Source organism: Paenibacillus sp. FSL H7-689 (genome assembly GCF_000517905.1).
Lineage (GTDB): Bacteria > Bacillota > Bacilli > Paenibacillales > Paenibacillaceae > Paenibacillus > Paenibacillus amylolyticus.
The window spans coordinates 142,324-167,023 of the sequence record NZ_ASPU01000055.1; the positions used below are offsets into that span (position 1 = coordinate 142,324).

The following is a 24,700-nucleotide window of genomic DNA, read 5'->3' on the forward strand; positions in this document are numbered from 1 at the left end:
ACCTAATCACCTCCTTATTGAGCTACCATTAGATCAGCTCGTCGTAGATCTCTTTCATTTCTGCAAGTGCTGCAGGGACACGCTCACCGAACCAGGCAACATCTTGCATATCAAGCAGGATATTCGGATACATCCGCGAGAGCGTAGATACCAGAACACCGTGCTCAGCAAGCTTGCTATTTAACAAAATATCAAAAGACATTAATTCAAACGTATAATCAGCCGTATCCGTAAGCGGCTCCGTGCAGCAGTGATAAGAAGCACAGCCAGACGGCCCCTGAACAATTAAAGGCATACCTACCTTCGCTGCTTCCTGGCAGAGTATGTCATGCATCATCTCAGCGTGGCGGTTCATGCTGTGCATCGCCTGTCCTCCATTGCGTCCCAACATTTCCAGCGTAGCTTTTACAGCAGCTGTACCTAATGGATAGCCATTAAACGTACCCGCATGAATTACTTTTTTGTCTACAAGCAACTTCATGATATCCGCTCGGCCAACCAGGGCTGACACCGGAACTCCGCCACCCGCGATTGCCTTTCCAAGTGTAGTCAGATCGGGCGTTACACCGAATAACTGTTGGGCACCACCGAGTCCCATACGGAAACCTGTTATAATCTCATCAAAAATGAGCACGACCTGGTACTCATCACATAACTGTCTAACTTTTTGCAGATAACCCGGAGCAGGCATGACTCCGCCTCCATTTACACAAACCGGCTCCATGATTACTGCTGCAATGTCGTCTCCATACTGACGAAATAGTTCCTCCAGACGGGCTGCGTCATTCCATGGCAAGAGGTAGGATTGAGATTCCATGGCATCCCTTGCCCTCCCCTTTGTTCCTTTCATGTCACCAGGATAGTCTGAAGGTACAGGCAGACCTGTACGTGCAGTCTTGCCACCCATAATATTGTCCGCATTGCCATGATAATGGCCTTCAAAACGTACAAAGCGATTTTTGCCTGTCCACGCCCGTGCAAGACGAAGTGCATTCTGGACAATCTCCGTGCCTGATAACCCAAAACGAATCATCTCTGCTGAGGGTACATATTGATGGATCAGTTCCAGAGCCTCTGCATCCAGATCGCAATGACTTACGGAAAGAACACGGTCAATGGTATCCTTCAGACACTCGTTATACTCTTCGTTGCCGTGGCCAACGATGAGGGCACCAAAGCGGGCATATAAATCCAAATACTCGTTGCCGTTCATGTCCGTCACTCTGCTTCGGGAAGCATGCTTGAAATGGAGCGGCGTCTCTTCCCAAGGAAGGTGAAAATTATAGTGCACACCGCCAGGCAGCCATTGTTTCACCCGCTGATTGTACTGCATCATCTCCGTGATCATCCCTTATCGCCTCCCCCACTTGTCTGGTTTACTGCTTCATATCGCTCCAGTAATCTGGACCGATCTTGCGGATCATCCAGCGAATAGGCTGCAGGCAAGGTCTTATTCTCAGCCAGCATATTTCTTACGCTCTGGCCTGGACCGATATCGATCCATACCGTCGCTCCCAGATTTTGAACGCGTGCCAATGCCTGATTCCAGCGAATGGGTTGCAAAAGCTGGCTGCTCAGCAGCTTAGGAATGTCCTCGGCTCCGCGAATGAACTTCCCATGTACTGTAGAGCAGATGGGAAACACCGGTGCAGAGAAGGAAATCCCTGCAAGCATCTCTTCAAGCTCAGGCTGAATGAACTGCATCAACTCGCTATGATAAGGTGCATCTGCCTTCATTGGCATCATGCGAAAAGGAATGAATTCCCCACCGTAGCCGTCCACCTGATCATCCAGCAGTTGAAGACCCTTCGCAGTACCTGCGACGACAAACTGTCCCGGTGAATTATAACCGGAGATCGTCACATACTCGTTCTGACGAATATTCTCGACTAATTCTTCAAGCGCTTCTTGGTTTACATCAACAACAATACCCGCTCTTCCTTTTTGCTCCTGAATGGAGCGATGCATCAACGCACCACGCTGAGCTGTAAAACGGATCCCATCAGCAAATCGCAGTGCTCCCGCCGCTACTAAAGCCGAAATCTCCCCCAAACTGTGACCTACTGCATAATCTGGAGTCATTCCTGTTCGGCGAACAAATGAGTCAAATAAAACGTAGCTTGCCGTCAGTACAGCAGGCTGAGCATATTCAGAGACCGTCAATTGATCCAGGGTCCCTTCCATAACCAGTGCCTTCAAATCAAATCCGATCACCTCGCTCGCTTCTGCAAAGATCTGATTCGCCTCCGGCTCACTGCCCAACAACTCGCTGCACATTCCGATATAGTGGCTTCCCTGGCCGGGAAATAGCGCACAGAACGTCATACGCTACCGCCACGCTTGTAATAGGCTTTTAATCCGTAATGCGAGATCATCTCCTGCTGCATCTGAGAAGAACCTTCAATAATCTCCAGAATTTTGGCTTCCTTATACAGCCTGGCAACAGGATATTGGTTACTAATTCCGTTCGCACCATGAACCTGTAGCGCATCACTTGCAACTTCAACAGCAACTTTGGACGTAAAATATTTGGCGATCGTTGTTTCCATGGCGGCCTGCGGGTCCTTGGCTTCTCTCAGCTCGGCTGCCCGTAAACATAATGCTCGTGCTGCATGGACTTTTGTCACCGCATCTCCAATCATGCCGCGAATCAGCTGAAAATGACTCAGCTTCTGATCAAATTGCTTCCGCTTCCTTGAGTAAGTCACCATGGCATCCAGCGCTTCCTGCGCAATCGCCAGCCCTGCCCAGGCAATGCTATATCTGCCCTGGTCCAGCGCCCCGGTTACGATGTACTCAAAACCTTCATTCAGACGTCCAATAATGTGATTCTTTGGTACACGCACCTCATGGAGATCAATCTCAGCTATACCTGTCTCTCCCGCAACCATGACACCTTCGATAGGTTGGGTCTGTACACCCTCAAACTGGCGTTCGACCCAAAAAGCAGTGCTTCGTCCCTGATTCGAGGCAATAATGATAAATACATCTGCCAGATGTCCAAACGTGATCCACTTCTTTTTTCCATTTAAAACATAACAGTCCGATTCTTCTCTCCACTCGGTCTTTACACTTTTGGCATCCGAACCAACTTCCGGTTCAGTCAGACCAAAGGCAGCAATCCATTCTCCCTTCACCAACTTGGGCAGCCAGGACGATTTTTGCTCAGGCGTTCCGAAACGTACCAAAGTTTCACTTACAAGTGAAGTATGTACCGTTAACAAGCTGCGAACGGCTGGAAGAGCCTTGCCAAATACTTCAGTCAACAGCCCGTACGCCTTAGGGCCGAGACCCATGCCGCCATATTCAGCCGGGATCGAGGCAGCCAAGTAACCTTTTTCAGCCATGGCACGGATCAATGTTCTGGGAATGGCTTGCTGCTCTTGAATCTGTTGAGCATAAGGGCGAATTTCACGGGCAGCAAACAATTCAGCTTCATGAATGATCTCTTGCTCTACATCCGCTTCAATCATTCGGCAACCCCCTCTTGAAGAAGAGATTCATTGAGATAAGTGGCGAATTCGGCAATTGTTTTGTATTCAAACAACGCAACCGGACTGATGTCAACTTGAAGATGCTTACGCGCACGGTTAATGATCTTGAGCGCCTGCACAGATGATACGCCAATTTTCAGAAAATTCATCTCTTCATCGATGTCCTCTGGCTCCTGATTCAACGCTGCAGCAATCTCGCTTTTAAGAAAAAGCTCAATTTCTTCTTTTGTCATATCATGACCTCCGTTCCCTGATTCACATCTATCCAATGTACATACGGCTCGAATGGGTGTGCTGGCAGATGTACGATCTGGCCAGAGCCATTCGGATGTAACTGTTCCCAATCCAGCGCAGCACCACGTACATAAAGCTGTCCCAGCAGTAAAGCAAGCTGATCCTCCATGGTAAGTGTCGGCTCGGCAGACAAGCGGATGAAGCTCTCCTTGCCACTGTATTCAAGCTGCTGCTCTGTCTGATCTGCAGCAATCATAATTACAATGTCGGCGTTTGCCATCTTGCCAGGTGTGTCTTGCAGACTGTCTAACGTCACTCTGTTGTTCACTGGAATGGATTGGCTTGCATGAGCGCTGTGATGTTCCTCGCCATCCAGATGTAAACTGGATACAAGTTCCTCTCCTGCAGCTATTCCTCGAATCTCTTGAATGGAAGGGACCAGACGTACAAGTGTCTCAAGCAAGGTCACCCAGTAGTTCAAGGTTGATACCGTATCTTCATTAGAATCGTCTGGCCTGAGTACCTTACGAGCTTGAGCTTCATCTTCTCCGCGAATCTCATGCCCCCCAACCACAATATTGACACGAGCAGCTCGGTTTCTAGGCTTGAAGCCAAATTCCATCTCTTCGATGTTCCACTCTCCGGTTGAGCTGACAGCTACTGCTGCACGATACCGATAATGTTTTCTATATCTGTTCCGGGTAAAACAAAGATCCTCTAGTGCCAGGTCCGCATGTTTCTTCACATATTGCTCCGTGTTATCAATCAGCTTTTTTAAAGCCTGCTCTGATTTCGCAGAGAACGTTAACAACTGGCCGCGTGCCGGGGCATCTGCACGGACAGGGGCTTTCCATTCTTCCAGCACAATGTGGGCATTCGTACCTCCCAGGCCAAATGAACTGATGCCTGCCTTCCGTGTTTTTCCTTCAGGTACATCCCACGTTTTATGCTCGCTAACGATATGGAACGGCGATTGCTCCAGTCGGAGGGCCGGATTCGGATTATCCATATGCAGACTTGGTGCCAGTTCCCCATGCTGCATACTGAGAAGAACCTTGGCAAGACTGGCTCCACTGGAGGCTGCAAATAAATGACCAATATTGGTTTTGACTGAACCTAATCCAATCGAATTATCGCTTGTATATCCCTTTTCCCGGAACAGTCGGAGCAAGGCATTCACCTCAATTGGATCTCCAATCCTTGTCCCCGATCCATGTGCTTCAATATAAGAAATCTCGCTCGGGTTTAGGTTGGCGTCGCGATAAGCGGCACGGAGTACCTCATATTGCCCCTGAGGGTTGGGTGCCATAATGCCCAGGGAATATCCGTCGTTATTCACCGCTGTCCCGCGAATCACACCATAAACATGTTTATTGTTGCGAATTGCCTCTGTTAGCGGCTCCAGATATACAACAACAGCACCTTCTCCCAAGACTGAACCATCTGCTTCCCGGTCAAATACCTTCGTATGTTGAGTGGAAGAACAGATTCCAGCATTGCGTGATAGTTGATGAACATGCGGTGTAGCCAAAATGTTCGCTCCACCTACAACTGCCCCAGAGATACGCTTGTCCTGAATGGCCGCCACAGCTTGTGTCAGTGCTACCAGAAAAGAAGAACATGCTGTATCTATGGACAGTGCCGGGCCTGTAAAATTGTACATGTGTGAAATGGAGGCCGCTGCAATATTGGACATATTGCCTACCATAGCGTGAGAATGAACAGCCTTTCCAAGACTCCGGTTCATATAATCAATTACCAGATCGAAGTATGTGCTTGGGTTAATCCCTACATACACACCCACATCACGCTTATCCTCATGATCCACGAGCATACCCGCATCCTCCAGCGCCTCATGAGCAACTTCCAGCAGCTTCCGATGTTGCGGATCCATAAATGCAGCTTGTTCAGACGGGATTTCAAAGAACTCATGATCAAACGTATCCGGTTGCTTCAGTTCCCCAATCCAGTCATCCCAACCAGGTTGCTTGGAACGTCTTGCACGCTCTAAACTAACCCGGTCAACACTATCTAACCCGTTAACCAGATTGCTCCAGAACTGTTCTTGGGTGTCAGCATCAGGCAGACGTAGAGACAGTCCGGTAATAGCAATAGCACGATGTACATTCAGGTGATTATCTGTTGTTTCAGCTTGTTCAGAGTCCTTCGTTTCTGCTGGAAGTTCCTGCAGATATTCCACCATCTCACGTACTGTACTGCAAAAAACAAGTAGTTCTTGTCCTAATTCACGTCCCATATGTGCAGACAGCTTGTCAAGTAATTGATAGGAGAGAATGGAATTGCCTCCAAGTGCAAGAAAAGAAGTATCCATCTCAATCTTTCCTGCGGGCAATTGAAGAATTTCGGCCCAGGCTTTACGTACGGTATATTCCAAAGACGATGTGGAAACCGTCTCGTGTCCTTGCTGTTGTGTGTTTTCGCGAATCAGCTCTTCAATGGCCTCGATGTCCTTGGTAAATACTCCACGCTCATATTCGTTTCTCAGCATGAAGCGCTGAACCTTGCCACTCGTCGTTTTGGGAATAACCTTGATTGGGAGAACATGGGTGATCTCAATACCCAATCCAGCCCTCATACGTTGGATCAGATCCTGTCGTATCTCCAGAAACTGTGGAGCGCTCGATTTGTATTTAACAAATACAAGCAGCTCCTCTACTTGTTTGAGGCTGTTAAAGTGCCCGACTACCGTCAGATTCCCTCTCGGAATGCTGCTATTCTGGTACAAAATTTCTTCAAGATCATGCGCATAATGGTTCTGTCCCCGAATAAACACAATGTCCTTGATTCGTCCGCTTACAACTAGGGAGCCGTCAGCCATATAACCCAAGTCTCCAGTGCGAAGCCACCCATCCACATACATTTCACGATTGATCTCCGGGAGACTGTAATATCCGGAGGTTACCGATTCCCCACGGATCTGGATTTCGCCAACAACCCGTTCATCCAGCACTTCCCCCTGTTCATCCGCAATCCGGATCTGAATCCCTGTCATGGGATATCCTTCATGAACAAATTCGATCACATCCGAAGTATGGCTATCACTGCTAGGCAGCTGTACTGGCACAGCCAGTCCTTCCTGCACCAGCCGCGAACGCGAAATACGTTCAATTCGCGGCTCTTCCCCCAGTCTGGAGGTACATACACCTACTGTCGCTTCTGCCATGCCATACGCAGGAAACATCATATTGGAACGATAGCCACAAGAGCTGAATTTTTTGACAAATCGCTCGATAACAGACGTTGATATAGGCTCTGCACCATTCAAGGTCATACGCAGTGAAGACAGATCAAGCGTTGAGAGCTTGGAATCCGGGATCTTCTGAACCATCCATTCGAAACCGAAATTGGTACAGCAAAACCATTTTCCCTGATGCTCCGTAATCTTGCGCAAGAACAGATAAGGCGACCGTACGAAGGTATAAGGTGACATCACCATGATGTTGGCTCCACTCAGGACGGGTGTCAGATGCTGTCCAAATATCCCCATATCATGCGTATGCGGCAACCAGGTAAACACATTATCTCCTTCTTCAGCTCCAAGAAAAGTCTTGCATGCAATACTGTTGGCGATAATATTGTGATTTGTTAACTGCACACCTTTGGGAATTCCCGTGCTTCCTGATGAGAATTGCAGGAACACAATGTCATCAGGAGAGGTTGGGCATAGATCAGCCATCTGCTGGCCTGCTTGAAGCTGGTTCACGCTAATCAACATAAGACCTTTGAATACCGGACTTTCCGCAAGCTGTTTATACTTGGGCATGTAGGCTTCCTCGACGATAACGACTGGACGCCCGAGTACCTCCCACACTTTCGTGAATTTCTCCAGACCGGCTGAGCCTGGTTCCCAGGCAGCCGGAGGACTGACCGGGGCGACAATAATGCCCCCCAGCATACAAGCCCAAAATGTACGGTAAAATTCCTGTGACTGGTCAATTTCCAAAATAACAACCTGTCCTTGTTGAATGCCTTGCTCCTGAAGAGACTGCAGGTACTTGCGCGCCTGCATCAGTAATTCAGGATATGATTCAAACTGTTCGTCACCTGAAGAGCTGATATAGGTCATTCCCTTTTCTGGATGAGTATCTGCAATGTAGATTAGCATCTCAGCCACTGTTGAATAATGTTCTGGCACAATCAGCTCGGGTCCTCGCTGTATGGATTTACTGGACATGTTGCACCTCCATTGCCTCATTGTGAACTACCACTCTCACATCGCTACCAAGCTTGTCATCAATCAGCTGTTTCATACGTTTGATGTCCAGACCAGCCTGACAGGCCAGATGTACGTACAGACACTCTTCGTCGTAGCGAATAACCCATTCGAATTGGGCGAGTCCCGAATTCGAATCTTGGTCATCCGACGACTGAGACAACATTGAGATCGCTTCGCTGCTGGAGATGAAGCCTTGATAATTAAACAGAATCATCTGACGCGGCTCCTGTTCTGCTTGCCTGTAGGCAGTTCCCAATTGTTCCTGTATGCCATCATATTGTGCCGAGAGGGAAGAATCATGTGTAATTGCCATAAAGTTAATGCTGTGTCGCTTCGTAAATTCCAGACGTTCCAACAGATCTTCCTGTGTGAATTCACTGTCTACCAGCACTGGAATCAGATCAAGGAATTCTCCCACATAATCATAGTAGGATTCTTCGCCATACTCCCTTCCGTAATGCACCAGGGCTATTGGCAATTGGCTTATGTTCAGATAAGCCGCAATGATGTTGGAAAAATTTTCAAAGCATGTCCACCAAACATCTGCAGGCTCCTTCCCTGCAAGGGACAACTCAACAGTCATCGCTGAAGGCGACAATATTTCTGTTTCCTTCAACTTGTTCATGACGATGGTGTTACATCTATTCCATGCCTGAAGCGAAAATTGTTTCTCCATTTCATCTTCTGATACCCCTATGGGGCCTTGAGACAGAAAATTTACATAATCCTCATAATTTCGTACTTGGTACAGAAGATCACTCTCGATCTCTATACCTTGCGGTCTATATAATGCCTTCGATTCAAGTTGCTGCTTGATGATCTGGGCACTCATACCATCAAACGCAAGGTGATCAAAACTCCAAATCAGCTTATGCTCTGTGGCTCCTGTACGCAAAATACACAGACGCCAAGGTAGTTCCTTCAACGTATACGTTTTGTGTAACAGAGACTGAACCAGTTTGTACTCCAACTGCTCAATCGTAGCCAAAGCATAATGACGAATATCAAGATATGGGATAAGCTGTTGCAGCATGTCCGCCGCTAACGACATATCACATGGATGCCAATACAATTGTTCTTCCTCATATATCATGCTGTGCAGCAACTGATGCCGGGATATAACCCCAAGAATCAGGTGTTTTACAGCTTGTTCATTCAATTCGCCTTCCAGGGTTGTTGTAAATCCGCTTGCTCGTGAAGTCGTAGAAGCATGTGCTTGTTGAATTGGAGATAGTGGGAATTGACCCATAGGGGTCATGCCCGCCATAAAAGATGAAACCTGATTGCAGCTGTTTAAGACATGCAGGACCAGGCTGTCCAGTTGTTTCTCATGAAGTGTTATGTCCTGTGGTATGACTATCGGGGACTGAATATGCAGGCTATCTTCGGACCAAACTGACGCCGGAGGATTAATGTCTACCAATTTGGCAAGTCCTCTAACTGTCGGATATTGGAATAATTCGTTCACATTGATGGCAATTCCTTCTTTTGCCAAAATTTGAGTGAATGCAATCGCTTTGAGCGAATGCCCCCCATTTTGAAAGAAGTGATCTTCCACACCAATGCCTGGATTACCCAGGATCTGTCGCATGGCGGCAAGAATGACACGCTCTGTTTTTGTCCGAGGTGAACTCACTTCCAGAGACCTCTGCTGCTCTTCAACCAAATGCTCGGACAATGCCCTTCGGTCCACTTTGCCATTGGCATTAATCGGAAGATGATCCATTCGAATAATTCGTGCAGGCACCATGTACTCTGGCAGCTGCTGGTGAAGTTCTCTTCGAATATACTCAGCATCTGCTCCAGTATCGGTTGTATAAAAAGCGGCAATGTATAGACTTCCTGATGGTTCTGTAGCTGTCATGACAAAGGCATCACGAACTCCCGAAAGACGCTCCATGCAATTGCCTATCTCCGATAACTCAATGCGGAAACCTCTAATTTTGACCTGGAAATCCGAACGTTCAATAAAAATCAGACTGCCGTCAGCCAGACGTTTGACGATGTCACCTGTCCGATACATTCGTTCTCCCTTGCGGAAGGGATCATCAAGAAAGTGTTTTCGGGTAAGATCCTCACGGTTAAGATATCCAATACCTACCGCATCCCCACTGATATACAGTTCCCCTGGAACGTTGGGTGGCACAGGCTTCAGCTCATCATCCAGAACATACAAAGCTGTGTTAGACAGGGGGTAACCTATGGGCAGTGAGCCAGTATAAGGCTCTGTTTGCTGTAATAAGTGGTAGGAGGCAAAAAAGGTTGCTTCCGTTGGCCCATATCCATTTAACAGCCTGCCCGGCCCCACGCATGCAAGCGCTTTGTTGGCATGACTCACCGATGCAGCTTCACCACCAAACATCACTCTACGCACATTCTTCAAGCAATCAGCATCCCAATCCACCAGCATATTAAACAAGGATGTTGGAATATAAAATACTGAAATCCGTTGCTGTTGGATGACATCGGCCAAACGAGCCATATCCAAAATGGTCTCTTTTGAGATTAATACAAGAGTAGCGCCATTTATTAATGAAGCAAAAATATCGAAAATGGAACCGTCAAACGCATAATTAGAAATTTGCAGGATACGATCCTCTGGCACGACGGTGACAAAATTACTATTTTTCATGACTTTGGTCACATTGCGATGACTCATCACAGTCCCTTTTGGGGTTCCTGTTGACCCTGATGTATAAATGATATAAGCCGGGTCAAGAGCGGTCTTGTTCATATTTTCAACGGGCTCCTGCATGTCTCCTGAATCAAATGCTGCCAGTTCATCTGCCGGCACGATACAAGGAACTACAGATTGCCATGTGGAGGCATAAGCCGTTTCAGTCAATAACACAGCCGCATCGCAATCTTGCAAAATAAATTCAATTCTCGATGGCGGCGAAGCCGGGTCGATCGGGACATAACTGCAACCCACTTGGAGTGTAGCAAGAATACTGATCATCTGGTTCGGTCCACGGTCCAGAATGAGAGCAATACTGGAGCCTGATTTCACCCCTTGTCCAAGCAATCTGAACGCCAGCCACTGAACACGTTCAAACAGATCCGCATAGCTCCATTCACCGTCTTCCCAGACCAATGCTGTCTTCTGTGCATGCACATGAACTTGTTCCTCGAATAATTGGGAAATGGTCGCATCTCGCGGATACTGGGCGGCATTATCGTTGACTCCGTACAGCAGCCATTCCTCTTCCTCCGGTGTAGTGATCTTAATCTGACCAATTCGTTCAGTATCCCCTGTTGTGATCTGAGACAGGATATACCGGAATTTATCCAGCATCAGTTCCATGGACTCGGCTTTAAACAAATCTGAGCGATAGTCAAGTTCAACCGTGTAACATTGTTTATGTTCGACCAGTGTCCAAGTCAGATCAAATTTGGCATCCACCTTACCTTCGACCCATGGTTCAAGCATCAGTTCCCCGGCTTCAGGATCATCGGTTCCCATATTAATGTAATTTAGCACCACATCAAATAAGGGGTTGCGGCTTAAATCACCGAATAGACCAAGTTGTTCCACCAGTGCTTCATAAGGATATTGTTGATGCTCATAACAGGATAACAGCTTGCCTCGCATCTCATTCAAATACGCCTCTGTGGAGCATTCTCTGTCCATGCTGGTGCGAATGGCAAGCATGTTCACGAACATACCCATAACGTTATTGAGTTCTGGCTTCTCACGCCCCGCAACCGCTGTACCAACGACCAAGTCGTCTTGACCCGTATACTTCCAGATTAATAGATTCAAAGTTGCCATAAACAACATATAGGGTGTAAGCCCTTGTTGAGTACAGAAGTCATTGACCTGTGTGCTTAACGACTCACCAAGTTCAATGGAACGTCTGTCTCCGCTGTAGGATGACGCGCCATGTCTTGGGAAGTCTGTAAGCAATTCAACCGGTGCAGGCATGTCCTCGAATTCCCGTATCCAAAAATCGGCGTCTTTAACAGATTGTCCATGTGACGTAGCTTCATCACGCCATTCCGCATAATCCTTATACTGAATATCAAGAGATTGCAATGTTTCTCCTCTGTACATGCGAGCAAAATCCTGCATCAGGATAGCAATGGAACTCTGATCCGAAATGATATGATGCATGTCGATGAATAAGATGTGTTCCTCTTGAGAAAGGCGAATGAGCTTAACACGAACCAATGGTGCGCTGGTCAGATCAAAAGGCTTGATCCATTCCATGACCTGTTCTAACCCTGCCGTTTCTAATTCCAGCAACTCCACCACGCTTGGAACCTGATCCTCCACAATTTGGAAAAGATCACCATCAATCATTTCAAATCTGGTACGGAATGCTTCATGTCTCTCTACCAGTGCATCCATTATTAATCTGAATTGCGTAGGGTCAAGTTTTCCCCTTACCCTATAAGAGCTGGCGAGATTGTATGCCGTACTCTCACCTTTCATCCACTCATGCACCACATACATTCTTCGCTGTGCAGAAGTGGTCTTGTATTTCTCTTTCTTAGTTACAGGCAAGATTGGGTCCACTGAATCAGAGTCACTTGTAACCTGATGTTCAGCAATCCATTGAACCATGTGTTCAAATACAGAATGATCAAAAACCTCTTCCAGCCCCAAATTTAATCCAAACATTTCTTTAATCCTCGACGTCAAGGAAATCGCTTTTAATGAATGACCTCCAAGCTCAAAGAAATCATCTTCAAGGCCGACTGCTCCATTACCAAGCAACTCCTGCCACAATTGCGATAATACATGCCTTATCTCATCATCAGTCCGTTGAACCCTGACTTTCCCGGATGGAGATTGGTCTAATGTTGCGATAGAACCCGCTGCAACCTGCGACATACCTGCAAGCTGATACAACGCAACATCATGTTGATGAACAATGGGATCAAAGGAATACGTCGGCAGGGAGATTTTTTGCCTACGGCCCGTTCCGTTTAACTGTTCCCAATCCAACTCCATGCCAGAGCACCAGCAAAAAGCAAGTACTTTCATTAAATACACGTCTGCCTCAAGCAAGCTCTGACGATCTCCAGTAAGAGCAATGATGTTTGGCTCTGAAAATGAATCCGGGGCTGTTTGTTCTGTATCCTGCAGCTGATTCGAAACGATCCACAGCGTATGCCCAGCAGATTCAGAAAGCCTCTTGCGATTTAGCAGCGTAAACAGGAAATTTGGAGATAACAGTGGTGCAATACTCGACGCAAGATCTGTTACAGTTGCATCTGTCATCCTTCCTGTCAAAGCATCTGACAATGCTCCTTCTTCTAGTGACCAATGCTCCAGATTGTATAGAAGCCCCACGGCATGTACTGGATCAAGTGCATCACTAATAACCAACCCCACGAGTTCGCCAACGCCTTGTCCACAGACAGCATCTGGCTTGACACCAAGCTGCATCACGGTTTTATAAAGAGCATATTGCACAACAAAGCACTGCATGCGCTCAAGCCTTGAATCAGTTAACGATCGCCCTATGCCTTGGCGAATGGCATACTGTTCCTTGGACTCAAAGAGGTTCAGTATCTCTTCAAAGTGCTGTTTGAATATCTCTGAGACCTGACTGCGATACACAGAAGCATATAGTTCCCGAATCTTGCGAGCTTCCCAACTTGCATTTCCGCTGAGATAAAACATGACCTTAGGCTTCCCATTCATCACACTTGCCTGTGTCTCGAACTCTACAGACTGCTCGCTTGGCGGAATATAACCATCTACAACGATCAGCGCTTTACGATGAATGAATCTGCTTCTTCCCTTCTGTAGCGTCCACGCAGCATTGGACAACTGCTCCGGCAATGCATGGATCGCCTGTAGAACCGAATCGTACGTGCGTTCCAGCGCAGATTCACTCTTGGCCGAGAAGGGCAGCAGAAGCAAAGATTCATACTTGGCTTGGCTCTCTTGGACGGGCGGTTGCTCCAGAATGACGTGAGCATTGGTCCCCCCGATCCCAAACGAACTGACACCTGCTCGCAGGATACGCTTCGCGTCTTCTAATGGCTGTGGCTCCTTGTTGATATAGAAGGGACTATGCTCCAGCTCCAACATCGGATTCGTCCGATTCATGTGAATCTGTGGCGGAACCACCCGGTGGTAAAGCGTCAGTACGGTTTTAATAAAACCGGCGACACCTGCTGCCGCATCAAGATGCCCAATGTTGGCTTTCACAGAACCTAGAGCACAATAATTTCTACGATCTGTTCCCCATGACTGCCTGAGCGCTTCGATTTCAATCGGGTCCCCCAGTTTGGTTCCTGTTCCATGCGCCTCCAGATAGGAGATCTCTTTTGGAGACACTCCCGAACGATGCAGGGCTGATTGAATAACCTTGACCTGCCCGGCCACACTCGGTGCCGTATATCCAATTTTGTCCATGCCATCATTATTAATCGCTGAACCTTTAATGACTGCATAGATATGATCTCCATCTCTCTGCGCGTCGCGGAGTGACTTGAGCACAACCATTCCGCATCCATTACCAGACACCGTACCAGATGCCTGCTCATCAAACGGTCTGCAATGACCATCCTTTGAATAAATCATGCCTTCATGCCAGTGATAACCTTCTTTGAGCGGATAGGAGATAGAGACACCTCCCGCAAGTGCCACATCACACTCTCCCCGAATCAATGATTCAGCAGCTTGGTGGATAGCGACCAAAGAAGTTGAACATGCGGTCTGGACTGCCATACTCGGCCCTCTCAGATTTAATTTGTGAGATACTCGGGTTGTAATATAGTCCTTTTCATTTAAAGTCATGGCTTCAAAAGCCTGTAACAAATTACCGGAGCGACCGAGAAATTGCACCATCCATGGTAAGCTCAGTCCACTTCCGGCAAACAATCCTATAGATCCCTCATAACTGTAAGGATCACACCCGGCATGCTCAAGCGCCTCCCATGAGCACTGATGCAGCAGCCGGATTTGCGGATCCATCATGTTGGATTCCTGATGCGGATATTCGAAAAATCCGGAGTCAAAATACTCAGTGTCTTGCAGTACACCTTTGGCCCGTACATAATCGGGATGTTTGAAGTCTTCCGGTCGTACACCCGAAGCGGTTAGATCCTCCTCATTCAGACGGGTAATACCGTCCTTACCTGCCATTAGGTTATCCCAGAACTCCTCAATATTTCTTGAGCCGGGAAAATGCCCTGCCATGCCAATAACTGCGATATCCGACGAAGAAGAAATTCTGCTACTGTGTTCTGAAGCAGACGGGATACTCTGTTCCGGTCTGCTCTGCTCCACTTTGCTGTGTTCAACTGTGCTCCTCACATACTCTTTTGGAGCTGTTGTCGGGTCCGGGTTCGTAACAGGATATCCAACCGAAGTGATATGCCCGCTCTCCTCTTCCACCTGTTGTGTAACTGTCGGCAGCATCTGCTCAGCCACCAGATGATTAACCAGTGATGCAATGGAGGAATGCTCAAACAATTGCACCAGCGGAACGCTTTTATCCAGATAGGCATTCAGCCGATTATTGATCAGAATAAGCCCCAGCGAGTTGCCTCCGATGTCAAAAAAGTGATCATGGATATTAACCGTATCCAGATTCAATATTTCCTTCCACGTTGCAATGAGCATCTGCTCCAGATCAACTTTTGCCCGCTCCATTCCTTGAATCGATGAGCCATAAACCAGAGCCGGGTTATCCCTCTCTGCCGTTTCAAAATCAGCCAGACGAAGGGCATTGCGATTCAGTTTGCCATTAGGCAGCACAGGCAGATTTTCCAGACGAATCAAGCGAGAAGGCATCATGTACTGTGGAAGCCGCTGCTTTAACCAGGTCCGAAGCTGTACGTCTTCATCCCCCATAACGGAAGGCCCAATCCCAGGCTTCAGACTGTAGAAAAGGATTAATTGCAATGAATGTGACTCGGCCCCTTCTACCTTAACGACAGCTTCTCTTACACGTTCATAATTCATCGCTGCCTGCTCAATCTCGTTCAGTTCAATCCGGTAGCCACGAATCTTCACCTGCTGATCTAACCGTCCCATTAACTCAACATCCCCATCCGGCAGTATACGGGCCAGATCGCCAGTTCGGTACAAACGGCCTCCCAAAACATTGGAGTTTGCAATGAATCGGGCATCGGTCTCAGCAGCGTTGTGCAGATAACCGCGGGATAATCCTTTTCCTGCAATGCACAGCTCTCCATAACTTCCAGGTGGCAGTATTTCACCTTCATCATTCAGAATATAAATCTCTGTATTGGTAATGGGCTTGCCAATCGTAATCGCAGCTGTGTCATTCAATTCTTTGGTCGTTGACCAGATCGTAGTTTCCGTTGGTCCATACATGTTAAAGACTCGAGCGGGCGTAAGCCGCTTCAGATCGGTGAGGAGTCCCACAGGGACATTTTCCCCTCCGGTAAGAACACACCGCAGATTGCCCAACGCATGAGCGAATTCTGGATTTTCGACAAATGCCTTAATACGTGAGACCGTGCTAAGAATGTGCGTAATACCATGTTCACGTATTCGACGTGAAGCAAGAGCCGGGTCAAGCTGCTCCTGCTCATTGGCCAGATACAGCGAATACCCGGTGCATAATGGTGTCCACACTTCAAATCCGAAAATATCAAAAGATATGGTCGTTACACTGATGATGCGATCTGTCTCATGTGCAAAAATATGTCGGTGCCTGATGTCCTCAACAAAATTGACCATCGCCTCATGAGTAATCATGACCCCTTTGGGACGACCGGTTGATCCTGAGGTGAAAATCACACAGGACAGGTCCGAAGACAGGAAGCTTATGTCCGGGTTAACGGATGCGCGCACATCCTGGGAAGTTGGATCATACACAAATCGCTCTCCACTAAAAGTCACTGTGCCTTCTGCATCAGGCGTACACAGCAATACGTTCATTCGGCTGTCTTCAATCATATTCACGATGCGCTGTGGCGGAAAAGCAGGGTCCAGAGGCACATAAGCCGCCCCAGCTTTCAGCACCGCCAATAGCATAATGATCAACGATTCATCTCGTCTGGATAATATGCCTACAGGTTCATCCCGGCGCACACCTTGATCAATCAGCTTCCAAGCCAGCGTATTAGCTTTTTCATTAAGCTCCCTGTAGGTAAAAGAGGCTCCGGATGATACAAGGAGAGCTTTCTTGTCTGGTGTGTGTTCTGCCTGCAGCTCGAACAGCCGATGCAGACCCACCGCAGGAGTGTAATCCAGACGTGGACCAGCAAGACGATGGACTGGGTGCTCATGAGAACGTTCGTTTCTCTCAAACAGTTCACTCAGAGACAGATTGGGCTGTTGTACAACCTCTTGGCAGAGTCCGATAAACTCCTGCATCATACCTTCAACTGTGTCCCGGCGGAACAGATCCAGCGAGTATTCGATATATCCTTCAATCACCTGCTTCTCCCTGTTTTCTTGACAGGTCATTAACAGATCATAAGTAGACGTACCCGTCTCCACCGGAAAAGAACTGAATTGCAAGCCATGAAGTTCAAGTCCATGCAAATCCATGTTCTGATAATCAAAACAAACATCAAATACCGGATTTCGGTTCAACTCACGTGTCACGCCCAGTTGTGCCACAAGCTCATTAAACGGATACTCCTGATACGCAAAAGCATCCAGTGTATGTTGTTTAAGTTCGCGTAAAAAATCAGTATACGTACGATCAAACGTTGGAAAATTCCGCATCGCAATCATATTGACAAACATGCCTACCGTCTCTTTCCACTCCTCTTGCATCCTTCCTGCAACAGGCGTTCCTACCACAATGTCCTGCTGACCTGAGCGGTGTGCGAGAAGAAGATTCCACACACTTAGCATTACCATATACATGGATGCTTCCGATGAGGAAGCCAGCTCGTGCAAGTGTTGTGTTAACGAACGATTCAACGTGAAATGGAGACGTCCCCCTTGCATGGATCGCTGTGATGGACGCTCATGGTCAAGTGGAAGCTCCAGCACAGGTAAAGAAGGGCCAAGATGGTCCAGCCAGTACGTTTGATGTGAAATGTATTCCTGTGAAGCGAGACGTTGCTGCTGCCATACCGCGTAATCTTTGTACTGCAATCGGACTGCATGCTCTTTGCCAAAATATAAATCATTGAAGTCACGAGTAATGATTTCGACAGATGTACCATCCGCGATAATATGGTGAATATCAAAGAATAACAGATGCTTGCGCTCGCCTATCTTAATCAGTTCAACCCGCATAAGCGGAGCACTCCCCAGATCAAAAGGACGAATCAATGTCTCAATCATCGCAGGCAAATCTTGGTCATCTGCCACATGCTGCTCTGCATAGCCCATACTTAAGCGAACCGAAGGTTGGATAATCTGAACGATCTGACCACCCCGTATCTCAAACGATGTTCTGAGCGCCTCATGATGCTGCATCAACTTCTGCAAAGCAACCTCAACTCTTATACGGTCCAATTCACCTTCAATAATGGTTGCAGACGGTAGGTTGTATGCCGTATTGCCTGGATCAAGCATCGCCTGTGTGAACATACGCATCTGTGCAGAAGAGATTGGATAAGCGTCCATAGTGGGTGCAGATTGAATTATCTGTTGGTCCACTTTTGGTTTCGCTATGACATAGAGATGCTCCGCCAGTTGAATAGGCGTTGAATGATTGAAAATATCTGCTACCTCAGGCTGAATTCCTAAATGGGACCGGATCCATGCAGACAAGCTGACTGCTTTGAGAGAATCTCCTCCAACCGCAAAGAAATTAACCTTTTCATCTAGATCATCGATGCCAAAAATCGTTCGATATGCGTCCAGGACAATCTGTTTCAGTTGGTCTGAACCACCAGTATAAACTGTCCCTTTTACTAGAGTAGAGCCACTTCCCTTACCCAGATCTGCATGCTGCCTATCATCCCCGGTACCCATTCCTTCCACTGCTGATGAGCCAGAAAGAGAAACACCCACAGGATAGGATTGTTTGTTGAAAACATAAGTAGGCAGAGAGCATTTGCGTCGTACCGTCTGCCCTTTGAGCACCTTCCAGTCCGGTTCAATGCCTTCGCACCATAACTCCGCAAGTCTGCGGTTCACATAGATACTGTCCTGCTCCGTCTCCCTTACGTGACGTAGCATATTCAGTACCGTCTGGGAATCTCTTGATAGACTGTGCTGTCTGGCAAAGGAGCTTAGCGTTCGTCCTGCACCTACTTCAATTAATACAGCCCGTTCATCCTTTAACACTTCAGCCAGGTTTGATTCAAACAACACCGGCTGTAAAATATGACGGGACCAATAGTCAGGTTGTGTGATTTCATCTCCAAGCGCCCATGTTCCACTGGTGTTGGACAGTAATGGGATCTGTGGCGTATGAAGTGAATGCTCTGCTAAATAACGTCTAAATTCCTCGGCAGCCTGATTCATCATTGGCGTATGGAATGCATGGGAAGTCTTCACACGAATGCACTTCCAGCCCAGTCCTTCAGCCTTGGCTTCCATCCGTGAAATGGCTTCAGCTGTCCCACCAATCACACTGGAACCTGTAGTATTCACCAGGGCAAGCCACATGTCTTCCTCCAGTTGTGACTTCACCTGCTGTGCATCCGCCATAATGGCAAGCATAACCCCGGGTTGTTGTTGCTGCATCAGACGTCCGCGAAGTCGAACTAACTTGACAGCATCTCCGAGTTCGAACACACCCGCTACCGCTGCGGCAGCCAATTCACCAATGCTATGCCCGATCATGCCATCTGGCTTGATGCCCAGATCCAACAGCGACTTGGCCAGCGCATAACTTGTCATGAACAGTGCGAATTGGCTGTACTCCGTCTGGTTTATTCGCTCAGGGTGCTGATCCCCGTATACAACAGACAGCATATCTTCTCGTTCTTCCGCAGGCAGAAGGTCCAATATTTCCTGAATATAACTTCTGAAGATTGGAGCCAGGCCTGCTTGCTCTGTAGATCTGTATAGTTCTGCACCCATTCCCTGATACTGACTGCCCTGTCCGGGGAACATAAAGTATACGGGACGAGTGCCTTGAGCCGAATGGTATACGCGTGCTTTTCCCAGCTGCTGTATCAGCTTGTCCGGATTATCCTTCCATGTCTTATCCAGAATGAGTGCCTTACGATACGCAAAAACAGATCTACCTGACTGCAAGGTCCACGCTGCGTTCGATACAGATTGATTCGACTGCTGAGTCAGATGTTCCATAATCCGTTCAGCGGTGCGGTTCAGCGAGTACTCTGTTTTGGCGGAAAAAAGCAATATATTTACGTCATCATCCGGACTGCACTTCTCCATCTCGGGAGCCTCCTCCAATACCATGTGAGCATTCGTGCCCCCCACACCAAATGAATTGATTCCTGCGCGCATGACTCCAACATTGCCCTGTTTCCAGTCCACCCCTTGTGCATTAACTTTAAAAGGCGTATTCAAAAAATCAATTTTGGGATTAGGTTGCTCATAATTCGCTGTTCCAGGGATATAACCTTGTCCAAGACTGAGCGCTACCTTGATTAAACCAACCACACCTGCGGCTGTATCCATATGTCCCACATTGCCTTTAACCGAACCAAGATAACAAAATTGCTTTTGGTCGGAAGCAAAGGCCCGAGTTAACGAGTTTACTTCAATTGGATCACCAAGCAACGTTCCCGTACCATGTGCTTCGATATAACTCACCGTTTCCGGGTCTACTCCGGCTACCTTATAAGCATCCTGAATGACTTCAGCCTGTCCGCTTACGCTAGGAGCAAGAAAACTGAGTTTTTCTTGTCCGTCATTGTTAATTGCTGAGCCTTTGATGACCCCGTAGATATGATCTCCATCCCGCAGAGCATCGGTTACCCGCTTCAGCACCACAATTCCCATACCATTGGAGAAGACGGTTCCACTGGCTGCCGCATCAAATGGACGACAGTGTCCATCTGTGGAAAACATCATGCCATCCTCAAATATGTAACCCCCTTCATTGGGCAACTCCACGGTAATTCCACCAGCCACGGCCACATCACATTCTCCAACGATCAAAGATTGACATGCCAGATGAGGTGTAACCAATGAAGTAGAACATCCCGTCAGAGCGGTATAGGCCGGCCCTTTTAAGTTCAGCTTATAAGCCATTCGGGTAGCGAGAAAATGATTGGTGCTGAGGGTGAATGCTTCGTATTTACTGCTATAGTTAGCATCGTTAAAAAGCACTTGACGGTACCATTCGAAGTCATCGGACCCGCCAAGGAACACACCCACCTTACCCGCTTCATCCGGTCTGCAGCCTGCATCCTCCAGCGCTTCCCATATTCCCTGATACAAAAGTCTGAATTGGGGAGACATCATTTTGGCTTCACCGGGAGTATAGTCAAAGAACCCTGCATCAAACTCATCGATGCCGTTGGCACGTCCTTTTGCCTTGACATAACGAGGTGAACGCAGCAGTGCTTCCTCCACGCCAAGTTCCCTCAATTCATCATCACTATAAAAGTGAATACTTTCCCGCCGTTCAACAAGGTTACTCCAGAACTCCCTTATATCCTCAGCACCCGGCACATTCACCGCCATGCCCACAATTGCAATGTCCTCACGCATAATGCCATCTTTTCGTTGAAACAATTGTTCCCTTTCAGTCGGTATCCGAACTCCCTCATCTTTCGGACCCAGTGCGGCAAATTGACGCAATGTCGGGCATTCGAAAAAACGAGGCACAGGGAACTCCACATCGGTATAATGCTTAAGTTTATTGTGAGCCTGAATGACAGAAAATGAATTTCCGCCCAATTCAAAGAAATGGTCATCGCGCCCTACTCTCTCAACACCGAGCACTTCGGCCCACACTTCGGCTATAACCTTCTCAAGCTCAGAAGACGGGGCGGTATAGAACGTACTGGAAGCGTGAGCATGCGTGATATCTGCCATGAGTGCCTTCCGGTCAATCTTCCCACTGCTATTCAATGGAAATTCGGATTTATGTACAAAAACGGATGGTATCATATATGCCGGTAACAAACGAGACAGATGCTCTCTCAATTCGACAGAAGGCAGCTCCTGCTCTGACAGATAGTAGGCATACAGCAAGCCGGACCTACCTTCAAATGATTTCATGACTACCACGGTCTGAATGACACCTGGATAGGATGACAGGGTATTCTCAATTTCGCCTGTCTCCAGTCTGGCTCCCTGAATTTTAACCTGAAAATCAATACGTCCCAGATATTCGATCGTACCGCTTGGGAGTGAACGTACCAGATCACCTGTGCGGTACATGTACCTGAAATGCTCTGCGTCCTGTCCTTCTTGAAAGAAAGGATTAGGGACAAACTTCTCTCGGGTCATCTGTTCCAGATTCAGATATCCACGTGCAAGCCCAACACCGCTAAGACAAAGCTCCCCTGGAATACCTAACGGCTGAAGCTCATCATGATTTCCGACGACATACCATCTGGACTCATTGAGCGGGTAGCCAATCGGTACATTGCCCAAGCCTTCGTAATGGCTTAACGGATAATGAGAAACCCATATGGTGCATTCGGTTGGACCATAAACATTTTCAAGACTTGCTCTAATGCCTAACCTGTTAAATTTCTCAATGATGTCTGGTGTAACTGCCTCTCCGCCAACAAACATCCATTTCAGCGTTTTCAATGCTGACAGTTCGGAGCGAAGCTCCATCGTTTCCAGAAAAAGACGGAATAACGTTGGAACAAAGTTGATGTGCGTAACCCTATGTGATGCCACCGTAGACACAATACGAGAAGGGTCTTTTTCTGCTCCAGGCTCAAGAATACTTAGTGCGCCTTCACCCATGAACCAGCCAAAAAGTTCCGTGGCCGACACATCAAAGGTATATGCTGTTTTCAGCAAGTAAACATCCTGCGCCTGCATTGGAAAACGACGCTCCAGATCAAGCAGTGTATTGACTACGCTATGATTTTCAACCATGACTCCTTTTGGCTTGCCTGTTGATCCGGACGTGTACATGATATAGGCAAGGCTATGCGGATTCAGCGCCTCTTCGAGGTTTGAGACATCCCCCGTATAGGCCTGATCGCCCTCAACGTAGATGTACTGGACATCCAGAGTCTCGTCATCTTTTTCGGGCTGCATAGCCAGCACTATGGATATGTCTGCATCCGATATAATATAGGCCTTTCTGGACAAAGGATAGGAAGGGTCTACAGGTACAAAAGCACATCCGGCTTTTAATACAGCCAATAGGGCAATGACCATATCCGAGGAACGTGGCATCTGCACGCCAACTGCCGCGTTATCACTTTTTTTACTCGCAACGATCTGCCTAGCCAATTGATTCGCTTTTGCGTTGACCTGCGCATAGGTCTGATGCTGTTTCCCTTCCATTAGAGCTACCCGCTCCGGGAAACGTGCTACTTTATCGTGAAATATATCCATAATATGTTGTGGAGTGTAGGGAAAATAAGAAGTTTGATTGAATCGGTACAGTAGGTTTTCTTTCTCATCCTGCATCAGGAGGCTGAATTCACTGATTTTTTGATCAGAATTGGTTACTAGTTGATTCAGCAAGTATAGAAATCGTTGGCCCATTCGCTCCATTGAATCTTCACGGAACAAGCTCGGTTTATATTGCAGCTTCAACTGAGCACCTTGCGGTAAACGACTCAACACCACCATTAGATCTCCTGGAAACGTAACCTTATCCTGATCCAGAATACGAGTTCCGAGGATATCTTCCTCATAGGAATCGTAAACAAAGGAGATATCAAACAACGATGGTGATCCGGGTTGAGCCTGTAACATGCTGTCTCTGACAATGAGGTTATTGGGATATCCGATGTTCCTGTACGTATCCATCCAGGTTGTGGCTACTTGTTGCAGCAGAGGTTTTAGAGTTGATTCGAGGTCAATATGGAATCGCATAGGCAACATATGGACAAAACATCCAATCGTTTCTTCCAAGTCCATACCGGGACGATGAGAATATGGGGAGGCAAAGGTGATATCGTCTGTACCGACATATTTACTCATAAGAATGCCAAAGGCACCCATAAAGAACATAAAAACGGTTACTTCATTATCTTTGGACATCTGTGTAATATCAGCCATTAACGATTCCGAAATATCAAATCGCAGTTCATGACCAATCCCTTCTTGTACAGAACCTGCTGGAAAGTCGTGCTTTAGAGAAAGAGGTTCCACTCCCTTCATTTTGTTCAACCAGTATTCCCGCTCTTTGGAGTACTTGTTTTCGTGCAGTTTCTTGTTCTCTGCCTCAACATAAGAGATGAATCCTTCATCCAGCTTGACATCCACAGGCTGATCTTCAAGAAGACACGTATATGACTGGATAAGTTTGTTTTTCATCAGTTCAAGCGACAAGCCATCACATATTAAATGATGAATACATAAGGTCAGAATATATCGGCTTTTATCCATCTGAACAATCATTATACGGAACAGAGGACCTTTCTCCAGCTCAAAAGGTGTCCCGATGCATTCATCCACCAGTGCTACTAACTGTTGTTCCTTTGGATTCTCCTGATTCTCGCTACTTAGGTCCCACAAGGCAAGTGAATAATCCATATCTTCATGAACGGATAACACAGGTACATCATTTTGAATCTCAATCCGAGTACGCAGCACCACTTGCTCATACATAAGCAATTCGATGGATTGGCGAAATATCTCCATTTGAAGATGATCAAATTGCATTGAAACTGAGATGTTATACGAAGTGGGATCATTCACCTGACAATCAAAATAGATTCCCTTTTGTGTTTCGGAAAGTTCAACGGTTTTTTGTACCATCACGACCAC

General features: G+C 47.3%; 6 protein-coding genes. All 6 read right to left on the reverse strand.

Annotated elements, in window-relative coordinates:
* Nucleotides 1-28: 28 nt before the first annotated feature.
* Genes C170_RS24760 through C170_RS24785 form a run of 6 tightly spaced genes read right to left on the reverse strand, consistent with a single transcriptional unit; the run spans nt 29 to nt 24,691 of the window.
* Nucleotides 29-1,348 carry an aspartate aminotransferase family protein gene (locus tag C170_RS24760; RefSeq protein ID WP_036615202.1) on the reverse strand — a complete coding sequence of 440 codons (1,320 nt, stop codon included), beginning with the start codon at nt 1,346-1,348 and terminating at the stop codon, nt 29-31.
* On the reverse strand, nt 1,345-2,325 hold the full coding sequence (locus tag C170_RS30250; protein ID WP_051447380.1) for an ACP S-malonyltransferase: 981 nt from the start codon (nt 2,323-2,325) through the stop codon (nt 1,345-1,347). Before C170_RS30250 ends, C170_RS24760 begins: the two co-directional genes overlap by 4 nt.
* Nucleotides 2,322-3,473, reverse strand: a complete 1,152-nt coding sequence (locus C170_RS24770) for an acyl-CoA dehydrogenase family protein (protein WP_036615204.1) — start codon at nt 3,471-3,473, stop codon at nt 2,322-2,324. The genes C170_RS30250 and C170_RS24770 overlap by 4 nt, the downstream gene beginning before the upstream one ends.
* On the reverse strand, nt 3,470-3,727 hold the full coding sequence (locus C170_RS24775; RefSeq protein WP_036615207.1) for an acyl carrier protein: 258 nt from the start codon (nt 3,725-3,727) through the stop codon (nt 3,470-3,472). Before C170_RS24775 ends, C170_RS24770 begins: the two co-directional genes overlap by 4 nt.
* The gene (locus C170_RS24780; RefSeq protein WP_036615210.1) at nt 3,724-7,923 is read right to left on the reverse strand and encodes a beta-ketoacyl synthase N-terminal-like domain-containing protein; all 4,200 of its coding nucleotides are present in this window, start codon (nt 7,921-7,923) and stop codon (nt 3,724-3,726) included. The genes C170_RS24775 and C170_RS24780 overlap by 4 nt, the downstream gene beginning before the upstream one ends.
* Entirely contained in the window at nt 7,913-24,691 is a 16,779-nt protein-coding gene (locus C170_RS24785; RefSeq protein ID WP_036615212.1) for a hybrid non-ribosomal peptide synthetase/type I polyketide synthase, read from the reverse strand. The genes C170_RS24780 and C170_RS24785 overlap by 11 nt, the downstream gene beginning before the upstream one ends.
* Between the last annotated feature and the right edge of the window lie 9 nt (nt 24,692-24,700).